General features: G+C 72.4%; 24 protein-coding genes. 13 read left to right on the plus strand and 11 right to left on the minus strand.

Annotation, left to right across the window (positions count from 1 at the left end; translation table 11 throughout):
• Positions 1-701: hypothetical protein (locus ABT288_RS39035; RefSeq protein ID WP_351618477.1), on the minus strand; the 701-nt coding region annotated here is incomplete at its 3' end.
• Between the two features lie 38 nt (positions 702-739).
• Here ABT288_RS39035 and ABT288_RS39040 point away from each other — a divergent pair.
• Entirely contained in the window at positions 740-1,288 is a 549-nt protein-coding gene (locus ABT288_RS39040; RefSeq protein WP_351618480.1) for a MarR family winged helix-turn-helix transcriptional regulator, read from the plus strand.
• A 49-nt stretch (positions 1,289-1,337) separates the two neighbouring features.
• Here ABT288_RS39040 and ABT288_RS39045 read toward each other — a convergent pair whose 3' ends face one another.
• Together ABT288_RS39045 and ABT288_RS39050 are read right to left on the minus strand one after the other, a co-directional pair.
• The gene (locus ABT288_RS39045) at positions 1,338-1,703 is read right to left on the minus strand and encodes a nuclear transport factor 2 family protein (RefSeq protein WP_228618327.1); all 366 of its coding nucleotides are present in this window, start codon (positions 1,701-1,703) and stop codon (positions 1,338-1,340) included.
• Positions 1,704-1,856: 153 nt separating this feature from the next.
• A complete protein-coding gene (locus ABT288_RS39050; RefSeq protein ID WP_351618484.1) occupies positions 1,857-2,636 on the minus strand; it encodes an acyltransferase domain-containing protein in 780 nt (259 codons plus the stop codon).
• Positions 2,637-2,873: 237 nt separating this feature from the next.
• Between ABT288_RS39050 and ABT288_RS39055 the strand changes: the two genes are divergently transcribed.
• From ABT288_RS39055 to ABT288_RS39070, 4 genes are all read left to right on the plus strand, one after another.
• Positions 2,874-3,962, plus strand: a complete 1,089-nt coding sequence (locus ABT288_RS39055) for an S-(hydroxymethyl)mycothiol dehydrogenase (RefSeq protein ID WP_351618487.1) — start codon at positions 2,874-2,876, stop codon at positions 3,960-3,962.
• The gene (locus ABT288_RS39060) at positions 3,962-4,591 is read left to right on the plus strand and encodes an MBL fold metallo-hydrolase (protein ID WP_351618490.1); all 630 of its coding nucleotides are present in this window, start codon (positions 3,962-3,964) and stop codon (positions 4,589-4,591) included. The genes ABT288_RS39055 and ABT288_RS39060 overlap by 1 nt, the downstream gene beginning before the upstream one ends.
• A 94-nt stretch (positions 4,592-4,685) precedes the next feature.
• Complete coding sequence (locus ABT288_RS39065; RefSeq protein ID WP_351618493.1) at positions 4,686-5,600, plus strand: SDR family oxidoreductase; 915 nt, start codon at positions 4,686-4,688, stop codon at positions 5,598-5,600.
• Between the two features lie 31 nt (positions 5,601-5,631).
• Positions 5,632-6,420: an SDR family NAD(P)-dependent oxidoreductase gene (locus ABT288_RS39070; RefSeq protein ID WP_351618496.1), complete on the plus strand. Its 789-nt coding sequence runs from the start codon at positions 5,632-5,634 to the stop codon at positions 6,418-6,420.
• A 4-nt stretch (positions 6,421-6,424) separates the two neighbouring features.
• Here the strand turns inward: ABT288_RS39070 and ABT288_RS39075 are convergent, their stop codons facing one another.
• Together ABT288_RS39075 and ABT288_RS39080 are read right to left on the minus strand one after the other, a co-directional pair.
• Positions 6,425-7,813, minus strand: a complete 1,389-nt coding sequence (locus ABT288_RS39075; protein WP_351618499.1) for a pyridoxal phosphate-dependent decarboxylase family protein — start codon at positions 7,811-7,813, stop codon at positions 6,425-6,427.
• 165 nt (positions 7,814-7,978) lie between these two features.
• A complete protein-coding gene (locus ABT288_RS39080) occupies positions 7,979-8,881 on the minus strand; it encodes a LysR family transcriptional regulator (protein ID WP_351618502.1) in 903 nt (300 codons plus the stop codon).
• A gap of 71 nt (positions 8,882-8,952) precedes the next feature.
• Here ABT288_RS39080 and ABT288_RS39085 point away from each other — a divergent pair, with 71 nt between their 5' ends.
• Both ABT288_RS39085 and ABT288_RS39090 read left to right on the plus strand, forming a co-directional pair.
• Positions 8,953-9,603 (plus strand): maleylpyruvate isomerase family mycothiol-dependent enzyme, encoded by a 651-nt coding sequence (locus ABT288_RS39085; protein ID WP_351618505.1) that lies wholly within the window; start codon positions 8,953-8,955, stop codon positions 9,601-9,603.
• Between the two features lie 112 nt (positions 9,604-9,715).
• Positions 9,716-10,411: a L,D-transpeptidase family protein gene (locus ABT288_RS39090; RefSeq protein ID WP_351618508.1), complete on the plus strand. Its 696-nt coding sequence runs from the start codon at positions 9,716-9,718 to the stop codon at positions 10,409-10,411.
• 19 nt (positions 10,412-10,430) lie between these two features.
• Here the strand turns inward: ABT288_RS39090 and ABT288_RS39095 are convergent, their stop codons facing one another.
• The gene (locus ABT288_RS39095; RefSeq protein WP_351618510.1) at positions 10,431-11,633 is read right to left on the minus strand and encodes a Gfo/Idh/MocA family protein; all 1,203 of its coding nucleotides are present in this window, start codon (positions 11,631-11,633) and stop codon (positions 10,431-10,433) included.
• A gap of 127 nt (positions 11,634-11,760) precedes the next feature.
• Between ABT288_RS39095 and ABT288_RS39100 the strand changes: the two genes are divergently transcribed.
• A complete protein-coding gene (locus ABT288_RS39100; RefSeq protein WP_351618513.1) occupies positions 11,761-12,909 on the plus strand; it encodes an ROK family protein in 1,149 nt (382 codons plus the stop codon).
• 99 nt (positions 12,910-13,008) lie between these two features.
• Positions 13,009-13,194, plus strand: coding sequence for a hypothetical protein (locus tag ABT288_RS39105; protein ID WP_351618515.1), 186 nt, complete (start codon positions 13,009-13,011; stop codon positions 13,192-13,194).
• A 93-nt stretch (positions 13,195-13,287) separates the two neighbouring features.
• Here the strand turns inward: ABT288_RS39105 and ABT288_RS39110 are convergent, their stop codons facing one another.
• Entirely contained in the window at positions 13,288-14,691 is a 1,404-nt protein-coding gene (locus ABT288_RS39110; RefSeq protein WP_351618517.1) for a S1 family peptidase, read from the minus strand.
• An 863-nt stretch (positions 14,692-15,554) separates the two neighbouring features.
• The gene (locus ABT288_RS39115) at positions 15,555-16,385 is read right to left on the minus strand and encodes an SAM-dependent methyltransferase (protein WP_351618541.1); all 831 of its coding nucleotides are present in this window, start codon (positions 16,383-16,385) and stop codon (positions 15,555-15,557) included.
• A 146-nt stretch (positions 16,386-16,531) separates the two neighbouring features.
• Between ABT288_RS39115 and ABT288_RS39120 the strand changes: the two genes are divergently transcribed.
• Positions 16,532-17,710 (plus strand): MalY/PatB family protein, encoded by a 1,179-nt coding sequence (locus ABT288_RS39120; RefSeq protein ID WP_351618520.1) that lies wholly within the window; start codon positions 16,532-16,534, stop codon positions 17,708-17,710.
• Positions 17,711-17,753: 43 nt separating this feature from the next.
• On the plus strand, positions 17,754-18,140 hold the full coding sequence (locus ABT288_RS39125; protein ID WP_351618521.1) for a PPOX class F420-dependent oxidoreductase: 387 nt from the start codon (positions 17,754-17,756) through the stop codon (positions 18,138-18,140).
• Positions 18,141-18,214: 74 nt separating this feature from the next.
• On the opposite strand, the gene ABT288_RS39130 is transcribed toward ABT288_RS39125, so the two are convergent.
• Complete coding sequence (locus tag ABT288_RS39130) at positions 18,215-18,634, minus strand: Zn-ribbon domain-containing OB-fold protein (protein WP_351618544.1); 420 nt, start codon at positions 18,632-18,634, stop codon at positions 18,215-18,217.
• A 158-nt stretch (positions 18,635-18,792) separates the two neighbouring features.
• Positions 18,793-19,539 carry a TetR family transcriptional regulator gene (locus ABT288_RS39135; protein WP_351618523.1) on the minus strand — a complete coding sequence of 249 codons (747 nt, stop codon included), beginning with the start codon at positions 19,537-19,539 and terminating at the stop codon, positions 18,793-18,795.
• A 314-nt stretch (positions 19,540-19,853) separates the two neighbouring features.
• Between ABT288_RS39135 and ABT288_RS39140 the strand changes: the two genes are divergently transcribed.
• Positions 19,854-20,696 (plus strand): ATP-grasp domain-containing protein, encoded by an 843-nt coding sequence (locus tag ABT288_RS39140; RefSeq protein WP_351618525.1) that lies wholly within the window; start codon positions 19,854-19,856, stop codon positions 20,694-20,696.
• Here ABT288_RS39140 and ABT288_RS39145 read toward each other — a convergent pair.
• A complete protein-coding gene (locus ABT288_RS39145; RefSeq protein ID WP_351618528.1) occupies positions 20,683-23,100 on the minus strand; it encodes a polysaccharide lyase 8 family protein in 2,418 nt (805 codons plus the stop codon). The two genes, ABT288_RS39140 and ABT288_RS39145, sit on opposite strands and share 14 nt — an antisense overlap.
• Positions 23,101-23,249: 149 nt before the next feature.
• Here ABT288_RS39145 and ABT288_RS39150 point away from each other — a divergent pair, with 149 nt between their 5' ends.
• Entirely contained in the window at positions 23,250-23,891 is a 642-nt protein-coding gene (locus tag ABT288_RS39150; protein WP_351618530.1) for a peptidoglycan-binding protein, read from the plus strand.
• The last annotated feature ends 200 nt before the right edge of the window (positions 23,892-24,091 follow it).

The following is a 24,091-nucleotide window of genomic DNA, read 5'->3' on the forward strand; positions in this document are numbered from 1 at the left end:
GCCGGCAGCAGCTGCTGCGAGAGGGTGCCGGGCGCCGTCCCGGCCCGGGCGCCCAGCGCGGTGGCCCGGCGCCGGCGCTCCGTGGCTCGCTCGAGGTCGCCCGCGTCACGGTCCTGGTCTCCGAGGTGCCGCAGCGCCTCGCGGGCCAGCAGACCGTCGCCACCGTTCTCTCCGGCGCGAAGAGCGGCCGTGTAGTGCCCGTTGGCGGCCTTCCGGTCGGCGTAGTGGTTCTCCGCGATCAGCCCGCGGTACATCGCCGCCCAGCCCCGGTGCAGCTCGTCCGGGGCGGCGTCGTGCAGTTCCCGTGCCCGGTCGTGGAGGCGGGCGAGCGCGTAGGGGTCCTTGCCCTCCGGGCCCATGCGCAGAGCGCCGTCGATCAGGAGCAGCCGGGCGTAGGAGTGCCGGAGCCGCAGGAAGTCCGTGTCCCAGTCGCCGTCCGGAAACTCCCTCTCGGCCGCCGCGATCAGCTCGGCGGCGGTGTCCGTTCCGGCGAACCAGTCCTGGTCCAGGGCGACTTCGGCGGACGCCCGGAAATCATTCGGGCGTGGGCCGCGGGCTCGTCGGCGGTGGCCGCGGTCAGCAGCCGCGCGGCCCGCTCCCAGCGGCCCGTGATGCTCAACTTCCTGGCGGCAGAAAGGATTTCCTAGACATCGACGAAGGCGTGCGCTGCAGGTGTCATGGCGGGCAAGGTAGTTATGCAAAAAATGATCCACAAGAAAACCACTGCGGGAGGCAGACAGTGCAGGACTCGGTGGACCGGCATGTGGCCGTCTGGGCGCACGAGCTGGACTGGCTGGACCCGGTCAGGGAGGCGATCATCGCCCGGCTGGCGATTCTCGCCCGCCACACCGCCCAGGCCCGCCGGGCCGTGCTGGACTCCGGCGGCCTGAAGCACGGGCAGCACAAAGTGCTGTTGATGCTGCGCAGGTCCGGGCCGCCCTACGAGGCCGGCCCCGCACAGCTGGCCGACCGGCTCGGGCTGACCCGGGGCGCGCTGTCGGCACGGCTCGGGTCCGTCGAGGAGGCCGGGCTGATCACCCGTACCCATGAGACCGGTGACCGCCGGCGCGTGCGGGTCCGGCTCACCGAGGCCGGCCATGCCGCGTTCGAAGCACACGCGGCAGCGGAGGACGCGGGCGAAGGCACACTGCTCTCAGCGCTGACCGAATCAGAGCGGCGCACACTGGCGGACCTGCTGCGCAAGCTGGTGCCGGCCGCCGAGGGCGAGCCCGGGGCATCCGCCCCAGACTCGCCCGCGCCGAGAAGGTCCAGGTCAGCCGGGAGGTGATGCGGACCCTCGCGTAGCTCCTTCCGGCGCCTGTCATGCCGGGGTGTGTCTACTCGTCCCAGGCCTGGATGATCAGCTGGTCGGCTATCTTGCCGTCGCGCAACGTGACCATCGACTCGGCGAGGACGCGGGTGCCGTCCCCGTACTGGCAGGACTCACTGAACGCGGCATGATCGCCCTGCACGACGCACCGGTCCAGCTTGTGTGTCATGTCGCGGCTGTAGATGTCGTCCAGCAACTCGGCGATCTGACCCCGGCCGCGCAGGACGGTGGGGTGGCTGGGCTGGTTGTTGCGGTCGACGATGCGGATCTCCGCGTCGTCGGCGTAGAGCGACAGAAGGGTGTTCCCCGTGTTCCCTTCTATTCCCCGGCGCAGTGTCTCGATGTCGAAGGCGGAACCTGTCGCGGTGCCCATGGGTGACCTCCTTCGGGCGTCGCCCGGCCCGGCGGGGCGCGGACCGCACGGACGCCCACCCTTCGAGACTGCTCCGGCCCGGCGGCCACGGCAAGCGCAGACGGCGGCCCTGGCCGCATGGGTCAGCGCGGGCCGCCGTCCGTGTCCGGGGCCTCACCGCCGTACGGCCCCGGAGCCGGTGCCCGGCCCCGAGCGCAGCACCGCCCAGTCGCGGGACAGCGCGAAAGCCGAGGCCGCACCGCCCGGAAGGCAGTCCGGGAGCAGGCGGGTGAGCCGGTCGCCCGGGCCCAGTTCCAGCCAGGTGCGCACTCCGTCGCGGTGCAGCAGGCCCACCGCCTCGGCGAACCGCAGCGGTGCGCGCTGCAGCCAGAACTCCGGCTCGGCGGTCTCCGCGCCCACCGGACGGGCGGTGATGTCGGACACCAGCGGGAGGCGCGGCGCACACGGGTGGAGCGTGGCGAGGGTGCGGCCGTAGGCGTCGAGGACGCCGTCCGGGCGCGCGGAGCGCGGCTCGGGGTCCGCCCGCCCGCCCAGGAGCCGGGCCAGGGTGCCGACCGCGTGACAGGCGTCCGCCAGCGAGAAGACGCCTGCGGCGTACGCGGCGGCCATCCGTCCGGCCGCCTGCCCGAACACCACGTCCGGCAGGACGCCCCAGCTGCGCAGCAACCGGTACTGCGCCACCTGGAGCGCGAACACCGCGGGCCCGGCGAACGACTCCCGCTCCAGCAGCGCGGCCGTACGCGTGCCGTCGTCCGCGAACATCACGGATTTCAGCGGGAGTTCGAGATACGGATCGAGCCGTCCGCAGATGTCGTCCAGGGCATCGGTGAACTCCGGGAAGGCGTCCCCGAGTTCACGTCCCGTTCCGGGGCGCGGCGCTGCGCCGGCCGAGAAAAGGAATGCGATGCGTCCTTTGCGGGCTTCGATGGGCATGCCCCCCATTGAGGCACGCCCGGGTCGATGCACACACCAGGCGAACTCATGCACCCTGCAAAAAGATTGCCATCATGGAATGACTTTATTCGGTCAAATTCTTACCGGAGAGCGGATCATTTCCTATGTAATCCGCCCGGCGGCCGGAAAGATCCACGATCACGGCCGTGGTCCGCCCGCTACCGGCCGGTCGCGCATAGGGTCGGCGGCGAAGGCATTCGAGGAAGGGGCCAGACCATGGCGCAGGAAGTGCGCGGCGTGATCGCACCGGGGAAGGACGAGCCCGTACGGGTCGAGACGATCGTGGTACCGGACCCGGGGCCGGGCGAGGCCGTGGTGCGCGTCCAGGCCTGCGGCGTCTGCCATACCGACCTGCACTACAAGCAGGGCGGCATCTCGGACGACTTCCCCTTCCTCCTCGGCCATGAGGCCGCCGGTGTCGTGGAGGCGGTCGGCGAGGGCGTGAGCGATGTCGCGCCCGGTGACTTCGTCGTCCTCAACTGGCGTGCCGTGTGCGGCAACTGCCGGGCCTGTCTGCGCGGCCGGCCCTGGTACTGCTTCGACACGCACAACGCGCGGCAGAAGATGACCCTCGCGGCCACCGGCCAGGAGCTGTCCCCGGCCCTCGGCATCGGCGCGTTCGCCGAGAAGACGCTCGTCGCCGCCGGCCAGTGCACCAAGGTCGACCCGGCCGTCTCCCCGGCGGTCGCCGGCCTGCTGGGCTGCGGGGTCATGGCCGGTATCGGCGCCGCCATCAACACCGGCGGTGTCGGGCGGGGCGACTCGGTCGCGGTCATCGGATGCGGCGGGGTCGGTGACGCGGCGATCGCCGGGGCGAACCTCGCCGGCGCGGCGAAGATCATCGCCGTGGACATCGACGGCCGCAAGCTGGAGAAGGCCCGCACCCTGGGCGCCACCCACACCGTCAACTCCAAGGAGAGCGACCCGGTCGCGGCGATCCGTGAGCTGACCGGCGGTTTCGGCGCCGACGTCGTCATCGAGGCCGTCGGCCGCCCGGAGACGTACCAGCAGGCCTTCTACGCCCGCGACCTCGCAGGCACCGTCGTCCTCGTCGGCGTCCCCACTCCCGAGATGAAACTCGAACTGCCCCTGCTGGACGTCTTCGGCCGCGGCGGCGCCCTGAAGTCCAGCTGGTACGGCGACTGTCTGCCCTCCCGTGACTTCCCGATGCTCATCGACCTGCACCTGCAGGGGCGGCTGCCGCTCGACGCGTTCGTCACCGAGACCGTCCAGCTCGGCGAGGTGGAGAAGGCGTTCGAGCGGATGCACCACGGCGACGTGCTGCGATCCGTGGTGGTGTTCTGATGACCGTACGCATCGAACGCCTCGTCACCTCCGGGCAGTTCACGCTCGACGGCGGCACCTGGGACGTCGAGAACAACGTGTGGATCGTCGGCGACGAGCGGGAGGTGATCGTCATCGACGCCGCCCACGACGCCGAGGCCATCGCCCGCGCCGTCGACGACCGGCGCCTGATCGCCATCGTGTGCACGCACGCCCACAACGACCACGTCAACGCCGCACCGGCACTCGCCGACCTGACCGGCGCCACCATCTGGCTGCACCCCGACGACCTGCCGCTGTGGAAGACGACCCATCCGCACCGCGACCCCGACCGGCACCTCCTGGACGGCCAGGTCATCGAGGCGGCCGGCGCCGACCTGACCGTGCTGCACACCCCGGGCCACGCCCCCGGCGCCGTCTGCCTGTACGACCCCGGGCTCGGCACCGTCTTCACCGGGGACACCCTCTTCCAGGGCGGCCCGGGCGCCACCGGACGCACCTACTCGCACTTCCCGACCATCATCGACTCCATCCGCGACAAGCTCCTCACCCTCCCGCCGGAGACCAAGGTCCTCACCGGCCACGGCGAGCCCACCACCATCGGAGCCGAGGCACCGCACCTGGAGGAGTGGATCAGGCGCGGACACTGAGACCGCGCCGGCAATCCCGACAGAAGATGTCCGGTTTTCCCGTGACAGTGGACGGCGACAGCAGTCGCAGTCGCACGCGCACGGGAGGCCGGACATGTCAGGACCGCTGCAGGACAGGGTGGCGCTGGTCGCGGGGGCGACCCGGGGCGCCGGCCGCGGCATCGCCGTGGAACTCGGTGCGGTCGGCGCCACCGTCTACGTCACCGGCCGCAGCACCCGGGAGCGCCGCTCCGAGTACGACCGCCCCGAGACCATCGAGGACACCGCCGACCTCGTCACCGCGGCCGGCGGACACGGCATCGCCGTCGCCGCCGACCATCTGGAGCAGTCCGCCGTACGAGACCTGGTGGAGCGCATCGATCGCGAACAGGGCCGCCTCGACATCCTCGTCAACGACATCTGGGGCGGCGAGAAACTCTTCGAGTGGGACACACCGGTCTGGGAGCACGATCTCGCGGCCGGGCTCAGACTGCTCCGGCTCGCGGTGGAGACACACGCGATCACCAGCCACTTCGCGCTGCCGCTCCTGCTGCGGCGCCCAGGCGGCCTCGTTGTGGAGATGACCGACGGCACCGCCGACCACAACCGCGAAACCTACCGTGTGAACTTCTTCTACGACCTCGCCAAGGCCTCCGTCCTGCGCATGGCCTTCGCCCTCGGCCACGAACTCGGCCCGCGCGGCGCCACCGCGCTCGCCCTGACCCCGGGCTGGCTGCGCTCGGAGCTGATGCTCGACGCGTACGGCGTCCGCGAGGACAACTGGCGCGACGCTCTCGAGCGCGAACCGCACTTCGCCGTCTCGGAGACCCCGCGCTATGTCGGCCGCGCCGTCGCCGCCCTGGCCGCCGACTCCGGCGTGGCCCGCTTCAACGGGCAGTCGCTCTCCAGCGGCCAACTCGCCCGGGAGTACGGCTTCACCGACCTCGACGGCAGCCGGCCCGACGCCTGGCGGTACCTGGTCGAGGTGCAGGACGCGGGCAAGCCGGCCGACGTCACCGGATACCGGTGACCGCACGCCCGCGGGGCCGTACGGTCACCGCATGACGGATCACACCCGCTTCGCAGGACACGGAGTTCTCGTCACGGGCGCGGCCCGCGGGATCGGCGCCGCCGTCGCGAGGAGGCTCGCCGAGGAGGGCGGACGGGTCCTGGCCACCGACCGGGACCTTCCCGAGGCCGAGCATGCCGCCGCCTCCTTGCGCCGACAGGGCCTGGCCGTCGAGGCGTCGGCGTGCGACATCGCCGACCGCGCCTCGGTGGAGGCGGCCGTCGCCCACGCCGTCGCCGCGTTCGGCTCGCTCGACGTGCTGGTCAACTGCGCCGCCCACGGCACCCCGGACGCCCCGCTCTTCGAGGACGAGTCCGACGACACGTGGGCGCTCGACCTCGACGTCACCCTCACCGGCGCCTACCGCTGCTGCCGCGCCGCCCTGCCGCACCTGGCCGCCTCCGGACGCGGCGCGATCGTCAGCATCGGCTCCGTCAACGGGCTGCAGGACTTCGGCAACCACGCCTACAGCGCCGCCAAGGCCGGTCTCGGCTCGCTCACCCGCACTCTGGCCGGGCATGCGGCGGGCCGGGGCGTGCGGGTGAACCTCGTGGTGCCGGGCACGGTCCGCACTTCGGCGTGGGAGGGCCGTGAGGACGAACTCGACGCCATCCGCCGTCTCCACCCCCTCGGCCGGGTCGGCGAGCCCGAGGACATCGCCGCCGCGGTCGCCTTCCTCGCCTCCCGCGACGCCGCGTGGATCACCGGCACCACCCTGGTGGTCGACGGCGGGCTCACCGCGGTGCACACCGGTTTCCGCGCGGCCGTACGGCACCCCTGAGCCGTCAGCCCGAGGCCGCCGCCAGCACCCGCAGCACCCGCTCGGTGTCGGCCTCGGTGGTGCGCCAGTTGCTGAACGCGGCCCGCAGCCCGGCCACCCCGCCGTACACGGTCGGCGTCACATACGCCTCCCCCGAATCGGCGACCGCCCGGGCCAGCGCGTCGACCCGCTCCTGCGTGGGGTCCTCGGCGAGGGTGAAGCAGACGACGTTGAGCCGGACCGGGGCCAGCAGGCGCAGGCCTGGCAGCGCGTCGATGCCCGCGCCGAGCCGGCGGGCCAGGGCCACGTTCCGTTCGACGATCTCCCGGTGCCCGGCGCGTCCGTAGGCCACCAGCGAGAACCACGCGGGCAGCGCGCGCAGCCGCCGGGAGTTCTCCGGGGTCAGATGCACGAAGTCGGGTTCGCCGACGGGCAGGCCGAGATAGGGGGAGGCGTTGTGGAACACCCTCACCTGAAGGTCGCGGCGCCGGGTGAACTGCACGGCCGCGTCGTAGGGGACGTTGAGCCACTTGTGCAGGTCCACGCAGACCGAGTCGGCCGCGTCGAGACCGTCGACCAGCGCGGCGTACTCGGGGGAGAGCGCGGCGAAACCACCGAACGCGGCATCGACGTGCAGCCAGAAGTCGTACGTCTCCTTCAGCGCGGCGATGGCCCGCAGATCGTCGAAGTCGACGGTGTTCACGGTGCCCGCGTTCGCGACGACGATCGCCGGCCGGCCTTTGAGCCGGGCCAGCTCCGCCTCCAGCGCGGCCACGTCCACGGCCTCCCGGTTGCCGGGCAGCAACGGCACCGGCCGCAGCCGGTCCCGGCCGATGCCCAGCACCGACATCGCCTTGGTCACGCTGGAGTGCGGGCTGCCGGAGAGCACCTCGACCGGGCCGAGCGCCGTCGCGCCCTCCCGAGAGACATCCACGCCGAGCCGCTCGCCGAGCCACTCCCGGCCGATCGCCAGACCGACGGTGTTGGAGGCGGTCGCCCCCGTCACGAACGCGCCGCTGTGCCCCTCGCCCAGCCCGAACAGCTCGCGCAGCCAGGCCACCGTCTCCCGCTCCAGCTCCTGCGCCCACGAACCGCCCGCTCCGGACAGGTTCTGGTCGAACGCGGACGTCAGCCAGTCACCGGCGACGGACGCGGGAGTCGCACCGCCGGTGACGAAGCCCAGGTAGCGGGGACCGGCGGAGCCGGAGAAGCCGGGCGCCCACCGTTCGGCGAACCGCGCCAGAGCCGCGTCTCCGCCCGCGCCGTCCTCCGGCAGCGGAGTACGCGCGGGGGCTTTTCCAGGAGCGGCAACCAGGCGCTCGGCGACCCCCACCGCTTCACGGGCGGCGAAGTCACGGGCGGACTGGAGCAGTTCGGGGAGCCGGGAGAGGTCGTCGGCGAGGGTGGGGTGCATGTGCCGCAGCCTAGAGGGACGGGGAAGCCGCGGGCCCGGTCCAATTCCGGGGAACTGGACTGGTCGGGGGCGGGGCCGGCGACGCACGCCCCGAAGGGGCGCGGGGAACAGCGCGACCAGCCACGACGCACCCGTGCACGACAACGGCGAGACCCCCTGCGGCGCTCACCCGCCCCCGCCCATCCCCTCCCGCAGCCGCCTCAGAAGTTCCCGAGCCGCCGGCAGCATAGGCCCCTCCGCCCGCCACGCCAGGACCACCCTGCCGCGTGCCCGGGGGTCCTGCAGAGGGAGGACGGTGAGGCCCGGCCGGGGGACAAGGCCGGGCAGGACGGCAACCCCGAGCCCGCGAGCCGCCAGCCGGCCCAACGCGTCCGGGGTCGCCGCCTCGAAAGCGATCCGCGGCCGGAAACCCGCCTCGGCGCACAGCCGTTCCACCACACCGCGCATCCCGGTTCCGCGCGGCAGGCCGATCAGCCGGTGCCCGCGCAGGGCCGCCGGCGGAACGGCGGCGCAACCGTCGTACGCGGTGAAAAGGGGGTGCCCGGGGACGGCCGCCACGACCAGCGGCTCGTCGATCACCACATGGTGGGCGATGCCCGGCGGCGGCGCCTCCTGCGCGACCCCGGCCACCGCGAGGTCCAGCTCGCCCCGGCGCAGCGCGGCCAGCATCCGGTCCGAGGTGTCCTCGGTGAGCGTGACCTCCACCTGCGGGTGCGCCTCATGGAAGTCCGCCAGCTGCCCGGCCATGTCGAAGGGGTGCGCGAGGGTGCCGGGGACCAGGCCGACGGCGACCCGGCCGCGCAGCAGGCCGCTGTACTCCTCCACGGTCTGCCGCACCCCGTCGACGGCCGCGAGCGCGGCCCGCGCATACGGCAGGACGGCCTCACCCACCTCCGTCGGCCGCACCGAGCGGCCCGAGCGGTCCAGCAGTTGCTGCCCCAACTCTCGCTCCAGCTGCCGCACTTGCGCGCTCAGCCCGGGCTGGGCCAGATGCAGCCGCTCGGCGGCCCGGGTGAATCCGGCCTCCTCCACCACCGTCACGAAGTACCGCAGCTGCCTCAACTCCATAACGGATCATGCTAGATGCCAGACGGACCATGTCTTGGACTTCCGGCGACGACGTCGACAACCCTGGAGGCATGGGGAAAACAGCACACACCGCAGCGGACAGGGCCGCCACGGCCGCCGCCATCGCCGCCGAACGTCGAGAACTGGCCGGTCTCTTCGAGGCGTTGACGCCCGAGCAGTGGAGCGCGCCCAGCCTGTGCGCGGGCTGGCGGGTGCGGGAGGTCGTGGCGCACATGTCGATGGGGTTCCGCTATCCGACCGCGCAGGTGCTGGTGGAACTCGTCAAAGCGCGCGGCAGCCTGCACCGCATGACCGACCGGCTCGCCCGCCGCGACGCGGCCGCCCACCCGGAGGCCGTACTCGCCGGGCTCCTGCGCACCCATGCCCGCCACCCCTGGAAGCCGCCCGTCGGCGGGCTCGCCGCGGCCCTCGGCCACGACGTCGTGCACGGCCTGGACGTCACCGTCGCCCTCGGACTGGACCGCGAGGTGCCCGAGGACCGGCTGCGGATCCTGCTGGACGCCGTCGACCCCCGCGCCTTCCGACTCTTCGGCACCGACCTGACCGGTGTGCGGCTGTGCGCGGACGACCTCGACTGGTCCTTCGGCTCAGGCGCCCCGCTGTACGGCCGCGGCCAGGACCTCCTGCTCGTCGCGTACGGCCGCGGCCTCCCCGCCGGCCGGCTGCGCGGCGAGGAGGTTCATCGTTTCGTCACAGCCTGACCGGAACCACAACCCTTCGACCCCCGCGCAGGTCTAGCAGTCCGAGATCCCGGGAATCGCGCAGGGGAGAACCCGGGGCAGGCCCTGGGCGAACAGGGGAGAAGGGTTGTACATGGGGGACACACGCAGACGGGGCATCGTCGCGCTGGGCGTCACGGGACTCGTGGCACCGCTCACGCTCGCCTTCACCGCGGCACCGGCCCAGGCCGCGAGCTGCACCACGCAGACGGGGCCGTACCAGAAGCAGGTCGAGAAGTTCCTCGGCCGGCCGGTCGACGGCAAGCAGTCCGCCGCCGACTGCAGGGCCATCCAGGCCTTCCAGGACAAGCACGGCATCACGCCCGCCATCGGCTACGCCGGACCCGTCACCTGGGGCGTGATGGACCTGATGAACCGGCAGAAGGCCGTCGGGAACGACCCGAACAAGGACGGCGCCTGCCCAGTGAACAAGGGCCGGATCGCCTGCGTGAACCTCACGCTCCAGCTGAGCTGGGTCCAGGACGGCAGGAAGCTCGTCTACGGACCGGTCCCCGTGCGCACCGGCCGCAAGGGCTATGTCACCCGCACCGGGCTGAAGAAGATCTACTGGCGGGACCTCCACCACGTCTCGACCGTCTACAACGTGCCGATGCCCTACAGCCAGTTCTTCGACGGCGGCCAGGCCTTCCACTCGGTGGGCCTGAGCATGTGGAACCCGCCGGGCTCGCACGGCTGCGTCAACATGACGACCAAGGACGCCCAGGCGTACTGGTCGCTGCTGAGGACGGGCGACGACGTCTTCGTCTACGGCCGCAAGCCGGGCACCTGAGCCGTCGTCGCCCGGGCCGTCACTGCTCCGGCGCGTCCCCGAAGTCGGGGATCGGCAGCCGGACCCCGCCCTGCCGTGCCGACTCGTGCGCGATGACGCCCGGCAGGGTGTAGCGAGCGGCCACCCATGCGTTGACCGGCGGAAGCGAACGCGTGTTGACCGCGGTGACGAAGTCGTCCACGAGGAAGTGGTGGCTGCCCTCGTGGCCGTTGTGCAGCCGGTCGAACTCCCGCGGCAGCCTGGACCGGTCGTGCACCGGCGCCGAACCCGAGGTGAAGGCGGCCCGCAGCTCCGGCGCGATGTGCGCCAGGGACGGATCGTCGGGGGCCAGGGTCGCCTTGGGCTCCAGCAGCTCGCTGATGTCCTTCACCCCGTTCTTGTCCTGCCACAGCGCCACCGTGGCCAGCTGTTCCATGCTGGCCTCCGTACCGAAGAACCGGAACCTGGATTCGCGGATGTGCGAGGGGTAGCCGACCCGCCGGAACTCGTTCGTACGGAACGATCCGCCGCCCGCCACCTCGAACAACGCGGTCGCGTTCGACACGTCGTTGTCGAACTGGCTGACCGAACGATCGAAAACGCCGTCGCCGCGATCGTCCCGCACCCCGATCGCCGACACGCTCACCGCGTGCGTCCGCCAGGCCCCGAGCACCCCGCCCACCGAGTGCGTCGGGTACAGCAGCGGCGGATAGCTGGCCGTCGCCTTCCAGTTCTCGCCGCCGCTGTACTGGTAGGCCTCGTAGAAGCCGAGGTCCATGTCGTGGACGTAGTCGCCCTCGGCGTAGAACAGCCGGCCGAAGGCGCCCTGGGCGATCTGGTTGCGGGCGTGCACGGTCGCCGGGTTGTACTGGCTGGTCTCGCCCATCATGTACGTCAGCCCGGTCGCCCGTACCGCGTCGATGATCGCGGATATCTCGTCCGAGGTGACCGCCATGGGGACGGCGGAGTAGACGTGCTTGCCCGCGGCGAGGCCCGCCAGGACCAGCGGGCCGTGCGTCCAGCGCTGGGTGAAGACCGCGACCGCGTCGACCGCCGGCGAGTCCAGCATGGCCTCGTACGACGGGAAGGTACCGGCGAGATGCTGCGCGGCGGCGAGCCGCTCGGCCCGCTCGGGCAGCAGGTCGGTGACGTAGACGTCACGGACGCCGGGGTGGGCCTGGAACAGCGTGGCGAACTGACCGGAGAACTGCCCGGCGCCGACGATACCGAGGGAGAAAGTCATGCCGATTACTTTTGATGCGGAAGAATGTGTCCGTCAAGGGGTGGTCCGCAGCTTCTCCAGGGCGCTTGGCGCACGGTAAGGTGGGCTGGTTGCTTCTGATTCGGAAGAAAAGGGAGGGTCGGGTCGCATGACCAGCTGGCTGCCGCTGAGCCCCGCGGAGCGCTCCGTGGCGATCGAGGTGCTCGTGCACGGGCCGCTGTCCCGCACCGAGTTGGCCCGGCGCCTCGGGCTCTCCCAGGGCAGCCTCACCCGGCTGACCAAGCCGCTGCTGGAGTCCGGGCTGCTGGCCGAGGCTCCCGAGGCGGCCGGCCCGTCCCAGGCACGTCAGGGCCGTCCGTCACAGCCACTCGACGTCGTGGCCGACGCCCGCTCCTTCCTCGGCTTCAAGATCACCGGTGACATGGTCTACGGCGTCGTCACCACGTTGCGCAGCGAGGTGACCGGAAGGCTCGACCGCCCGCTCACCACGCACGATCCGGGCGCCGTCGCCGCACTGGTCTCGCAGATGGCGTCCGCCCTGGCCGAGGGGCACCCCGCCCCCGCGGGTATCGGTATCGGCGCGGGCGGCCTGGTGCGCGAGCGCGCGGTGGTCGCCGAGTCGCCGTTCCTGGGCTGGCGGGACGTGCCGCTCGCCGCGCTGGTCCGGGAGCGCACCGGACTGCCGGTCGTCGTGGAGAACGACGTGGCCGCCCTGGCCGAGGCCGAGACCTGGTTCGGCGCGGGCCGCGGACTCGACCGCTTCGCCGTCCTCACCATCGGCGCCGGCATCGGCTACGGGCTGGTGCTCGGCGGCAGGCGCGTGCCCTTCGCGGAGGACGGCCGCGGCTTCGGCCACCACTGGATCATCGACCCGTACGGCCCGCTCACCCCGGACGGCGCACGCGGCAGCGCCGTGTCGCTGCTCACCATCCCCAGTATCGAGTACCAGATCCGCGCCGCCACCGGCCGTGACACCACCTACGAGGAGATCCTCGCCGGCGCCGCCGCGGGCGAGCCCATGGCCTCCCGGGTGATCGACGAGGCCGCCCGGGCCCTCGGCACCCTGGTCGGGCAGATCTCCAACTTCGCGATGCCGCAGAAGATCCTGCTCGCAGGAGAGGGCGTCGGCCTGATGGACGTGGCCGGGAACACGGTCCGTGAGACGATCGTCGCGCACCGGCATCCGCAGGCCGATCCGGTCGATGTGGAGACGAAGGTGTCCGACTTCCACGACTGGGCGCGCGGCGCCGCGGTGCTGGCGATCCAGGTGCTGGTATTGGGTGAGGGCGCGGTGTGAACTCCCGCCCCGCACTTGACACATCGACGTGATGAGTACCACGTCCGTAATGTCCGCATCGAGTGTACTTACTCACAGCGCCTTCACCCCGATCGGCATATGCTTCACAGCATGTCCACCACTGTTGAAGCCGCCCCCGAGCGCTCGGCCGCGGAGGTCAACGAGGAGATCAGGGCCCTGTGGCGCCGGTCGGGCGGGACACTGACCACCGAGCAGCGCGCGGAGTACCAGCGCCTCGTGATGGAGTGGGCCGCCGTGACCCCGCGGTCGCAGCGAGCGGCCTGACCCACCTCGCGCGGACCGCGCTTTCACCCTCCAGGGCACCCGTGAGCGCACGGGTGCCCTTTCTACGTCGCCCGCGTCAGCCCGTCGCCCGCGTCAGCCCCAGGTCGCCGAGTAGTACCGCTGATAGGCCTTGCGGTCCTGTTCGGCCCGGATGTAGCGGGTCGCGACCAGCGCGATCAGACTGCCCGCGATGACCAGCAGCCCGGGACCGATGTTCCGGGTGTCGGTCAGCCGTGCCAGCAGCGTCTGACCCTGCGTGCCGCCCGTCACCGGTGCCGAGGAACCCGGCGAGGCCGCGCTCGGCGCCACCGCGCCCTGCGCCGCGGGGGTGGACGACGCGGGGGAGGGGGCCGCGCTCCGGGCGGCGCCGCCGGCGTTCTGCGCCGACACGATCAGCTTCACGTTCAGCGCCGCCAGCGCCCGCGTCACCGGCTGGAAGAACGTCGTCCCGCCCGCCGTGCAGTCACCGCTGCCGCCCGAGGTCACCCCGAGCGCGATCCCGTCGGAGAACAGCGGACCGCCGCTGTCGCCGGGTTCGGCACACACATTGGTCTGAATCAGCCCGGTGACCGTTCCCTCGGGGTAGTTGACGGTCGCGTTGAGCGCGGTGACCGTCCCGTCGTGCAGTCCGCTGGTGCTGCCGCTGCGGAACACCCGCTGCCCCACCGCCGCATCCGCGAGCCCCGTGATCCGCACCCCGTTGCCGCCGCCGATCGCGACGACGTCGGCGCCGTCACCGGCCCTGCCGGAGGCGTACTGCACGAGCGAGAAGTCATTGCCGGGGAAGGTGCTGGCCACCGTCCGGCCGAGCTGCTGATTCCCCTGGTTGCCGGCGAACCAGGTGGATCCCGCAGGACCGCAGTGACCGGCCGTGAGAATGAAGTCGCTCTGCCCGTTGGTCACATTGAACCCCGCCGAGCAGCGCCCGCCGGTCGACAGGATCGGCTGGGCGCCGTTCAGCCGCGTGGTGAACGTGCCCTTCGTGCGCTCCATCCGCACGAAGTTCCCTGCCTTCGCGGCCACGTGGCCCATCCTGGCCCAGTCGCTCGCGGACACCGTGCTGTCCGCGCTGACCACGACCCGGTTGGTCCGGTAGTCCACCGCCCATGCGGTGCCCGCCACACGCGGCGCCGAACGCAGCGTCGCCGTCGCCGACTTGAGCTCGTCCATGCTGTGCGACACGACCTTCGCCTCGGCGCCGGCGCTCCGCACCTCCCGTGCCGCCGCCTCGTCCGTCACCGCCACGACCGGCCGCCCGTCGGCACCGATCCAGTCGCCCGCCGTCCGTGCCGTGCCGAGCCGCGCCACCAGCGCCGCTCCGGTGTCCCCGGCGCCGGACGCGCCGGGCACGCCGGATGTGGAGGAGAACGGTCGGGCGGCGGGGGGTGTCTCGCTCGCCATGGCCGCCTGGGCGACCATCGTGCCGCCCAGGAGGAGTCCGCCGACCGCCGCCAGGCGTGTCACCCGCCTGACGATCCGTCGTCGTGCGTGCCGCATGCAGGGCTCCCGAAGCCGAACCGGACGCGCGCCGCCCGTGCCGGCGGCGCGGAGCCCTCGGGTCGTCGAGGGCCCGCACCTCCATACGCGGCCCGTGGCCCGGGCGTTCAGCGGCAGCGGGGATCCCGGCCGCCCGGACTCGCCTGGGGTGGGATCCTTGCGGACTGTGCGTGGCTCTGGGGGACCCCCCTGGCCGGTGTGCGGCTTGGGGGACCCCCTGGCCGGTGTGCGGCTTTCGAAGGATCCCTCGTGTCCGTGCTCGGTTCTCGTGGGATCCCTTTCGACCGTGCTCGGTTCGCCGGGTCCCTCCCGCACGCGCTGGGCTCTCCCGGATGCCTCCGGCCTGTGCGTGGCTTTGGTCGGATCCTCGGGCTCGTGTGTGGCTGTCGGGGGATCGGTTCCGCACGCGCCGGGCTCTCGCGCGAGCCCAACGGCAGCGCTCGGTTCCCGCGAGGCCCTGGCAGCACGCTCGGTTCCCGCCGGATCCCACCGGCCTGTGCGTGGCTTTCGTGGGATCTTTGCGGCCCGTGCGTGGCTCTCGGGGCATCGGTTCCGCACGCGCTCGATCCTCGCGGGATCCCGGCCTGTGCGTGGTTTTGGTGGGTCCCTCGGGCTCGCGCGTGGCTCTCGGGGGATCGGTTCTGCACGCGCTCGGCTCTCGGGAAAGCCCTGCGGCCGCGCTCGGCCCTCGCGGGTCCCTTCCGCCACGCTCGGTTCCCGCGGGTCCCTTGCGCCGCGCTCGGTTCCCGCGAGGCTTCTTGCAGCCCAGGCTCAGCTCTTGCGAGGCTTCTCGAAGCCTGGGCTCGGCTCGTGCGGATCTCTCCCGTCCGGGCTCGGCTCGTGCGGATCTCTCCCGTCCGGGCTCAGCCCTTGCGGGCCACCCCGCCGAACATCGCGACCTCCTCCGGCTCGCCCCCGTGATCGTCCTCCGGGCGCCAGCGGGAGCAGGACACCACACCGGGCTCCAGCAGCTCGAGACCGTCGAAGAACCGGGCCACGTCCTCGGGAGTGCGCTGGGTCAGCTTCGGGGTGCCGTGCTCGTTCCAGAACTTCACCGCCTCGTCCACGTCCGGCATCGCCGGGTGGGTGACGGTGTGCGACAGCACCAGGTGGCTGCCCGCCGGCAACCGGTCCGTCAGCCGCCGAACCAGGCCGTACGGGTCCTCGTCCTCGCCGATGAAGATGACCACGCCGAGCAGCATCAGCGCGACCGGCTCGCTGAAGTCCAGTGTCTTCGCGGCGTGTTCGAGGATGGCGTCGACATTGCGCAGGTCCTCGTCCAGATAGTCGGTACGGCCCTCGGGCGTGCTCGTCAGCAGGGCACGTGCGTGCGCGAGGACCAGCGGGTCGTTGTCGACGTACACGATCCGCGACTCCGCCGCGATCCGCTGGGCGACCTCGTGGGTGTTGTCCGCGGTGGGCAGCCCGGTGCCGATGTCCAGGAACTGCCGGATGCCCACCTGGCCGACCAGGTGCCGTACCGCACGGCCCAGGAACAGTCGGTCGGCGCGCGCGTACTCCCCGATGCCGGGGTGCAGTTGGCGTATCTGGTCGCCGGCCGCGCGGTCGACCTCGTAGTTGTCCTTGCCGCCGAGCCAGTAGTTCCAGATCCGGGCGGTGTGCGGCTGGCTGGTGTTGATGCGGGCACGCAGCGACACGGCCACGTCGTCGGTGGCTGCCGGGTTGTCGGTCACGTGGGTCAGCTCCTGGGTGCGGGTGGGTTGCCGGACGTGGGATACACGGTTCAAGACGCAATCTAGACGCCCGAGTTGATCTCCGCTCGCGTCCTGGGTGTTCCGGTCGTTCCCGCGCCCCCGGACCGGCTCCTATCGTGAGCCCCATGACCAGCATGCCGCACGCCGCTCCCGGTGAACCCGACCCGCTGCACGCCCTCGGCCTGGAGCAGCTGCGCCGCCGTACCAGCATGAAGTGGCGCACCTACCCCGAGGACGTGCTGCCGCTGTGGGTGGCCGAGATGGACGTACCCCTCGCCGGCCCCGTCGTCCGCGCCGTGACCGACGCGCTCGCCCTCGGCGACACCGGCTACCCCGCCGGCACCGCCTACGCCGAGGCGCTGGCCGCCTTCGCCGCCGAACGCTGGAACTGGGACGGGATCGCCGTCGAGCGCACCGCGATCGTTCCGGACGTGATGCTCGGCGTGGTCGAGATGATCAAACTGGTCACCGGTCCCGGCGATCCGGTGATCGTCAACCCGCCCGTGTATCCGCCGTTCTTCCAGTTCGTCACGCACATGGACCGCCGGGTGGTCGAGGCCCCGCTCGACGCCGGTCTGCGCATCGACCCGGCCGGCCTGGAGGAGGCGTTCCGGGCGGCGACCGCCCGGACCGGCCGCGCCGCCTTCCTGCTGTGCAGCCCGCACAACCCCACCGGAACCGTGCACACCGCCGACGAACTGGCCGCCGTCGCAGCCCTCGCCGAGCGGTACGGCGTCCGGGTCGTCGCGGACGAGATCCACGCCCCGCTCGTCGCCCCCGGCGTCACCTTCGTGCCGTACCTGAGCGTGCCCGGCGCCGAAGGCGGCCTGTCCCTGATGTCGGCCTCCAAGGGCTGGAACCTGGCAGGACTGAAAGCCGCCCTCGCCCTCGCCGGGCCCAAGGCCGCCACCGACCTCGACCGGCTGCCGGAGGAGGTCGGTCATGGCCCGAGCCACCTCGGCGTCATCGCCCACACGGCCGCCCTGCGCGAGGCCACCGGCTGGCTGGACGCCCTGCTGGCCGGACTGGAGGCCAACCGGACCCTGCTCGCCGGCCTGCTCGCCGAGCACCTGCCCGCGATCCGCCTGCACCCTGCCGAGGCCACCTACCTCGCCTGGCTCGACTGCCGAGCCCTCGGCCTCGGCGACGACCCCGCACAGGTCTTCCTCGACCGCGGCCGGGTCGCCCTCAGCTCGGGCCTGCCCTTCGGTACCGGCGGCGCGGGCCACGTACGCCTGAACCTGGCGACCTCGCCCGACATCCTCACCGAGGGGGTACGGCGCATGACCGCCGCGCCGGCGTGACCGCGCGGGTCGCGGGAGCGGACGGCCTCCTACACTGCCGTGCATGGACGAGACACGGCTGGACCGGCTGGGCTCCGGCAAGTATCTGCTGGTGACCAGCCACCGCAGGAACGGGACCCCGGTCGCCACCCCGGTGTGGGTGGTCCGCGACGGTGACACCCTCGGTGTCTGGACGGCCGCCGACAGCTTCAAGGTCAAGCGGATCCGCCGCCGTGCCGATGTCCTCGTCGGCCCCTGCGACCTGCGCGGCAACCCCACCGGCGACCAGGTGCCGGCCACCGCGGAGATCACCGGCGCCGCCACCACCGCCCGCTACCGCGACCTCATCGCCCGCAAGTACGGCATCGTCGGCCGCCTGACCCTGCTGGGCAGCCGCCTGCGGCGGGGGCTGGACGGGACGGTCGGAATCCGGGTGACCCTCACGGAGTGAGGGCCGACCGGAACGAACCCCGGCCCGGTACGCGGGCGGCGTACGTCTCACCCCGCGCGTCACCCCGCGCGCCGTCAGGTCCAGGCGCCCCGGTACGGCTCGTCCAGCAGCTGGAAGACCGGCTCGCCCCGCACCGGGTCCTTGGCGGTGGACAGCCGGACCCGGTCGCCGCTGTGGATGCCGACCGGCGGGCCCATGACCCGGCCCCGTACGACGAACCCCTCGGCCATCTCGATCAGCGAGACATTGCGCGCCGCGGGCGTGTTGCGGTGCACCACGGTGGAGTGCCGGACCGTCCCGACACCCTCGCTGCGTTCCGTGCGCAGCTCGCTGCCCTGGCACACCGGACACAGCAGCCGGTGGTACATCGCGGTGCCGCACCAGGCGCAGCGCTGGAAGAGGATGGCGTCCCTGGTGTCCGCGGAGACGGGGTCGAGAACACCCGCCGCGGAGCCGGCCGCCGGATGCGAGACGCTTGCTGAGTGGTGGTACACGCTGGTCAACTCCCTGCGCTCGGCCGGAATCCCGCGTGTCCGGCGCGCACCGGGCACACGCGTGCGCGGCAGCGGTGCCACCGTGCACGCCGACAGAGTATGGCACTCAGTGTCACTCGTAAAGGCACTGCGTACCCCCAATGTGCGGAAGCGGTCCGTCAGGCGCGGCCGAGTGCCGCCTCCAGCTCCTGCACCACCCGCCACAGCGGGGTGTCCCGGCGGGAGACCAGCACCACCAGGTCGTCGGGGCCGCCCGCCGGCTCACCGGCCGGCAGCGGACGGGTCCGGGCGGGTGTCGCGGCGGGCCCGGTCGCGTGTCCGAACGCCCGCTGCACATACCCCAGCGCGTGGTCCACGGCCGCGCCCGCGTCGCCGAGGCCGTCCGAACGCAGCCACGAGCGCAGGGCGTTGTTGTGTGCGGCGACCACCGCGGCCGCGATGACATCCGCCTGCAGCGTCCCGTCGGGCCGGCCCGCGAACCGTCCGCGCAGGTACTCGGCGAGCGCGCGCTCGTAGCGCCACACCACGGACAGCTCGTACGCCCGCAGGCCCGGCACCTGCTTCGTGAGGCGGTAGCGCTGCACGGAGAACGTCGGGTTCTCCGCGTACATCCCCAGTACCAGCCGGGCCGCGTCGCACACCCTGCGCACCGGTTCGTCCTTGTCGTCGCCGGCGGCGAGGAAGGCGGTCATGTCGGCCAGGCAGCGCTCGTGGTCGGGGAAGACCACGTCCTCCTTGGAGGGGAAGTAGCGGAAGAACGAACGCCGGCCGACCCCGGCCAGGGCCACGATGTCGTCCACGGTGGTCTGCTCGTACCCGCGTTCCAGGAAGAGCTGGAAGGCCGCCGCGACGAGGGCGTCCCGCATCGGCGGCTTCGCGGTCGGCGCCGCGCTGCTGGAGCTCATGGTGGGGAACGTAGCATTCGGACGAGCTCCGTGACACTCAGTGCAGTGCGAGTGCTCGGACGGGGGAACTGAGTGCTGTGAGGCGGACTGCCGAAGGCCGGAGCGATCGAATTGACGGGAACCGATCGTTACGCGAGGCCGCCGGTCCTCAGGCCAGGGGCCGGGCCGCGCACCACCGAGTGCACGTCGTACGGAGGTCCGGGCCGGGGACGGAAGCGGCCGCACCCCGACGTAACCTTTCTGCATCCACTGCCGACATGGCGCATTTCCGTGCCCGCCGTCGGCACGGCCGCACCCGCCCGAGGAGACCCCGTATGCCCGCCGCCCGCCCCCGCCTGCTCTACGTCACCGACCTGGCGTACGAGGCCCGCGGGCGCCGCTACTGCGACGAGGACATCTTCCTCACCTCCCGGCTGCGCGCCCGCTTCGACCTCGCCCTGTGCCACCCGCTGGACGCCGCCGCGCTGCTGGACGGCTTCGACGCCGTGGTCGTCCGCAACAGCGGGCCCGTCCTCGGCTACCAGCGCGCGTACGAGGCCTTCCGCGCCCGGGCCCTGGCCACCGGCGCCCGCGTGTACAACCCGCTCACCGGCAAGGCGGACATGGCCGGCAAGCAGTACCTGCTCGACCTGAGCGCCGCGGGCTTCCCCGTCATACCGACGGTCGGCCGTGCCGAGGAACTGCACCTGCTGCCGGCCGCCGAGCGGTACGTCGTCAAGCCCATGCTCGGCGCCGACTCCCTCGGCCTCAGGATCGTGCCCGCGGGCCAGGTCGCCGCGCTCGCCACCGGCCGGGTGCTGATACAGCCCTGCGTCGACTTCGTCCACGAGGTGTCCTTCTACTTCGTCGACGACGACTTCCAGTACGCCCTCCACGCCCCGGACCCGGAGCGCCGCTGGGAGCTGAAGCCCTATGCGGCCACCGCCGCCGACCTGGAGTTCGCCCGGCGGTTCATCGACTGGAACGACCTCGGCCACGGCATCCAGCGCGTCGACGCCTGCCGCACCCGCGACGGCGGCCTCCTGCTGGTCGAACTGGAGGACCTGAACCCCTACCTCTCCCTGCACGCCCTGCCGGAGGAGGCCAGGGACGCCTTCGTCGCCGCGTTCACGGCGTCCCTGGGCCGGTACGTGCAGGGGGCGCTCAGCCCAGCCTGACGGTGACCCGCTGGGTGGCCCCGGCCGTGCCGGTGAGGTCGCCGAAGGTCAGCGTCAGCGCGGTGCCGGTGGCCGCCGAGGCGAGCGTGCCCGGCGCGGACGTCACCGCGGCGACCGCCCGCCGCCAGGTCAGGGTGAGGCTCGTACGCATGAGCATCGGATCGCTCACCGCGATCACGGCGGTGCCGTCGTCGTTCTCGCTGATCATCACGCAGCACGGATCGCTTGCGGTGAGCGTTCCGACCGTTCCGCCGAGCCAGAAGTTCACCCCGGTGAAGCCGAGCGAGCGCACCGAAACGCCCTGCCCGCTGCCGGAGTTGGCGAGCACCGTCAGCCAGCCGGCGTCCGCGGCCCGCGCCCGCGTGAGGGCGGCCGTGGCGCCCGGCAGCAGGAGGTAGGCGTACGACGCGTTCGCCGGGTCGGTGCCGTGATCGACGTACATCGTCAGGTACTTGCGGTTCACGACGGTGGTCGAGCCGCCCTTGTTGATCGTGCTCCAGCTGCCGTCGCGCGCGTCGCGCAGGGCCCGTACGGTCGCCCCGCCGGGGAAGACATAGCCGCCGTGCCCGCCGATGTGCGCCCATCTCGCCCTGGTGAGCGTCGCCGACCAGGGGGAGGAGGCGGGCCGGACCGTGCCGTCGACGGTGAAGGGGGCGCCGCCGGTGGGGCCGAGGTTGCAGTTCTCCACCGTGGTCTCCACGGCTGTGCCGTCGGTGCAGGTGATGCCCGCGCCGAGACAGACCACCGCGTCGTCCAGGAAGAACCACGACTTCTTCGCCACGAGCGTCGACTGCAGGCCCTTGAGGTGCTGCCCGACGGCCGCCCGCCGGCCGTCCGTCGCGCCGCCCACCCAGTCCACGTCCGGCATCGGGGCGCCCCAGTCGCCGCCGGCCCCGTCCGCGAGCGCCTTGCGCGAGACGGTCGTACCGGGCAGCCGGTAGGGGTCGACGGTGGGCCAGAAGGCGTCGCTGTACTGTCCGTTGGCGAAACTGTCGCCCCACCAGTAGAGCATCCCGGACCCGGTGTGCCAGCCGCGCAGGTTCTCGCCGTTGCCGGTCTCGTAGTACGTGATCCTCTTGTTCGCCATGCTCAGCGAGGCCGCCCAGCCGGGGCCGCGGTGCGTGGCCCGCGCCATGGACGGGAACAGCCGGTGCCCGGCCGGCTCGGCGGCCGCCGTCACCGACCCGTCGTCCTGAACCCCCTTGAGCCGGGCCAGATGCGGCAGGCTCAGCACCGGGTCGGCGAGCGGGGGGCTGTAGTGGTCCCGCTGCATCCAGCCCTTCACCAGGGCACGCCAGCGGGCGTTCTCCGCCGCGCTCGCACCCTGTCCGAGCAGCACGATCGCCCCGAGGACCGGATGGCCGCGCAGATGGTCGTCCTGCTGGACCTGCTTGGGGTCCGCCGCGGAGAGCCCCCGGCTGATGGCCCGGCCCGCGACGCCGTCCATCACCAGACCGTTGTGGAGGAACGGCGCCCAGGCGTGCTCCACCGCGTCGAACACGATCTGCCGGTTCGGGTCCGTCACCTCCCAGCTCGACCCCGCCAGCAGCGCGAACAGCAGTCCCAGACCGCCGAGCATCACCGAGCCGTACGAGCCGGTGTAGGGCACGGTGGTGTGCTGGACGAACGAACCGTCGGCGTACAGACCGTCGCCGGAGGTGACGTACGGGAACACGGGAGACAGGGCGTCGCGGGCCAGCGCCACCTTGGCGGCGCTCGCCCCGACGAGTCCGCGCAGCGCCAGCACCCGGCACAGGTCGACCCGGTTGGCGCCCGTGCTCGTCCCGCTGTAGCTCGCCACCGCCGAGTCGGGCACGAAGTGGTCGACGGCGGCGAGGTAGCCCGCCAGCTGGTCGGCCGACAGGACGTCGTACATCAGCACGCACACGTCCAGCAGGGCCTGCGGGGCTCCGATCTGCCAGCTGTACCAGTTGCCGTAGCGGGTCCGGTTCGCGTTGTAGACGTCGTCGTGGAGGTGGTCCAGGCCCGTGACGATCGCGTCGCGCAGAGCCGTGTCGCCGGTCAGGCCGGTGCCGGGCAGGGAGTAGGCCTGCGCGAGCGTGCTCAGCCGGGTGTAGCTGGTGTTCATGTTGCCCGAGTAGCCGTACGACTCCTGGTCGGTGTCCGGATCCGGGTCGGCGTAGACCAGGTCGGGCCACAGGGAGCCGGCGGCGGGGGCCATCGTGGCCCGGTACCGGCCGGCCGTCGTGCCCAGATCGGCGAGCCGGCTCCTGAACGGTTCGGCGGCGGGGTCGAACCCCTCGCCGAGGATCAGGGTGCGCCACCTCGCCCGGAGCGTCGCGAACTCGTCCGACGCCGCGAACGCCCGGGTCCCGAGCCCCACGGCGACAGCGGTTCCCGAACAGGCGGCCAGAAACCCACGGCGTGACCAAGGAGTCGTCATGACGGCGCTTTCTAGCATGCGCTTTCTGAAACGCTCAACACCTCTCACCGAGTTGAGCGTTCCGAACGTTCGAGGGGAGGCGGCCCACGGCTGAACGGCGGCACCCCCGTCGTCGTATCTCAGCACGGGGACGACGGAAGGAGAGCCAGGTGCCGACACCGACCGATCCCGAACGCCCGCATGCCGGACCGGTCCTGGAACCCGTCCGGGTCCTGCGGCCCCGCCGGCTCGACGGCCTCGCGGAGCTGATGCGCGAGATGGACGGCGTGGCGGCGCGAACAGCGGACGCCGACGACGCGGAGACACAGGAACTGCCGCGCGTACCGGCGCCGCCCCGCACCACGACCGTTCTGCGCCGGACCGCCGTCGCCGGGGCCGTGGCCGCCGCCGCGCTCCTCGGCTTCGGCTGCGCCCTGCTCCTCACCGGCCGCCAGCAGGCCGCGGCGACCGCACCCCCGCGGCGCCCGGCGACGACCGCACCACCCGCCACCGCACCGGCGCCGACCCCCACCGCATCCTCGGCGCCCACCACCGCCACCGACCCCGACGGACCCGGCACCCTCCGTCAGGGCGACACCGGCCCCGAGGTCACCGACCTGCAGAAACGGCTGCTCCGCATCCCGGACGTCTACCGCGACGGCTCCACCAGCGGTACCTATGACGCCGGCCTCACCGCGGCCGTCGCCCGGTTCCAGCTCTGGTACGGCATCAGCGGCGACGAGTCCGGCGTCTACGGCAACGACACGCGGCGTGCGCTGGAGTCGCGGACCAGCCTGGGCGACGATTCATGAGAGGCACGCGGGGAACCTCGGGAGAGCGGCGCGGGCCGCGCCCGGGCCTCCCTGCGTACGCCGGGGCCGGACCACAGCGGCGGACGGGAGCGCGGTGCCATGACGGACGTGGAAGGGACGCACAGCACGACGGCTGCGGGCGGTGCGGCCGGCGCGGCGGGCTCGGGCGGTGTGGCGGGCTCGGGTGGCGGCACGGCGGG

Origin of the sequence: Streptomyces sp. NPDC001093, from assembly GCF_040298985.1 — a bacterium.
Classification (GTDB): Bacteria; Actinomycetota; Actinomycetes; order Streptomycetales; family Streptomycetaceae; genus Streptomyces.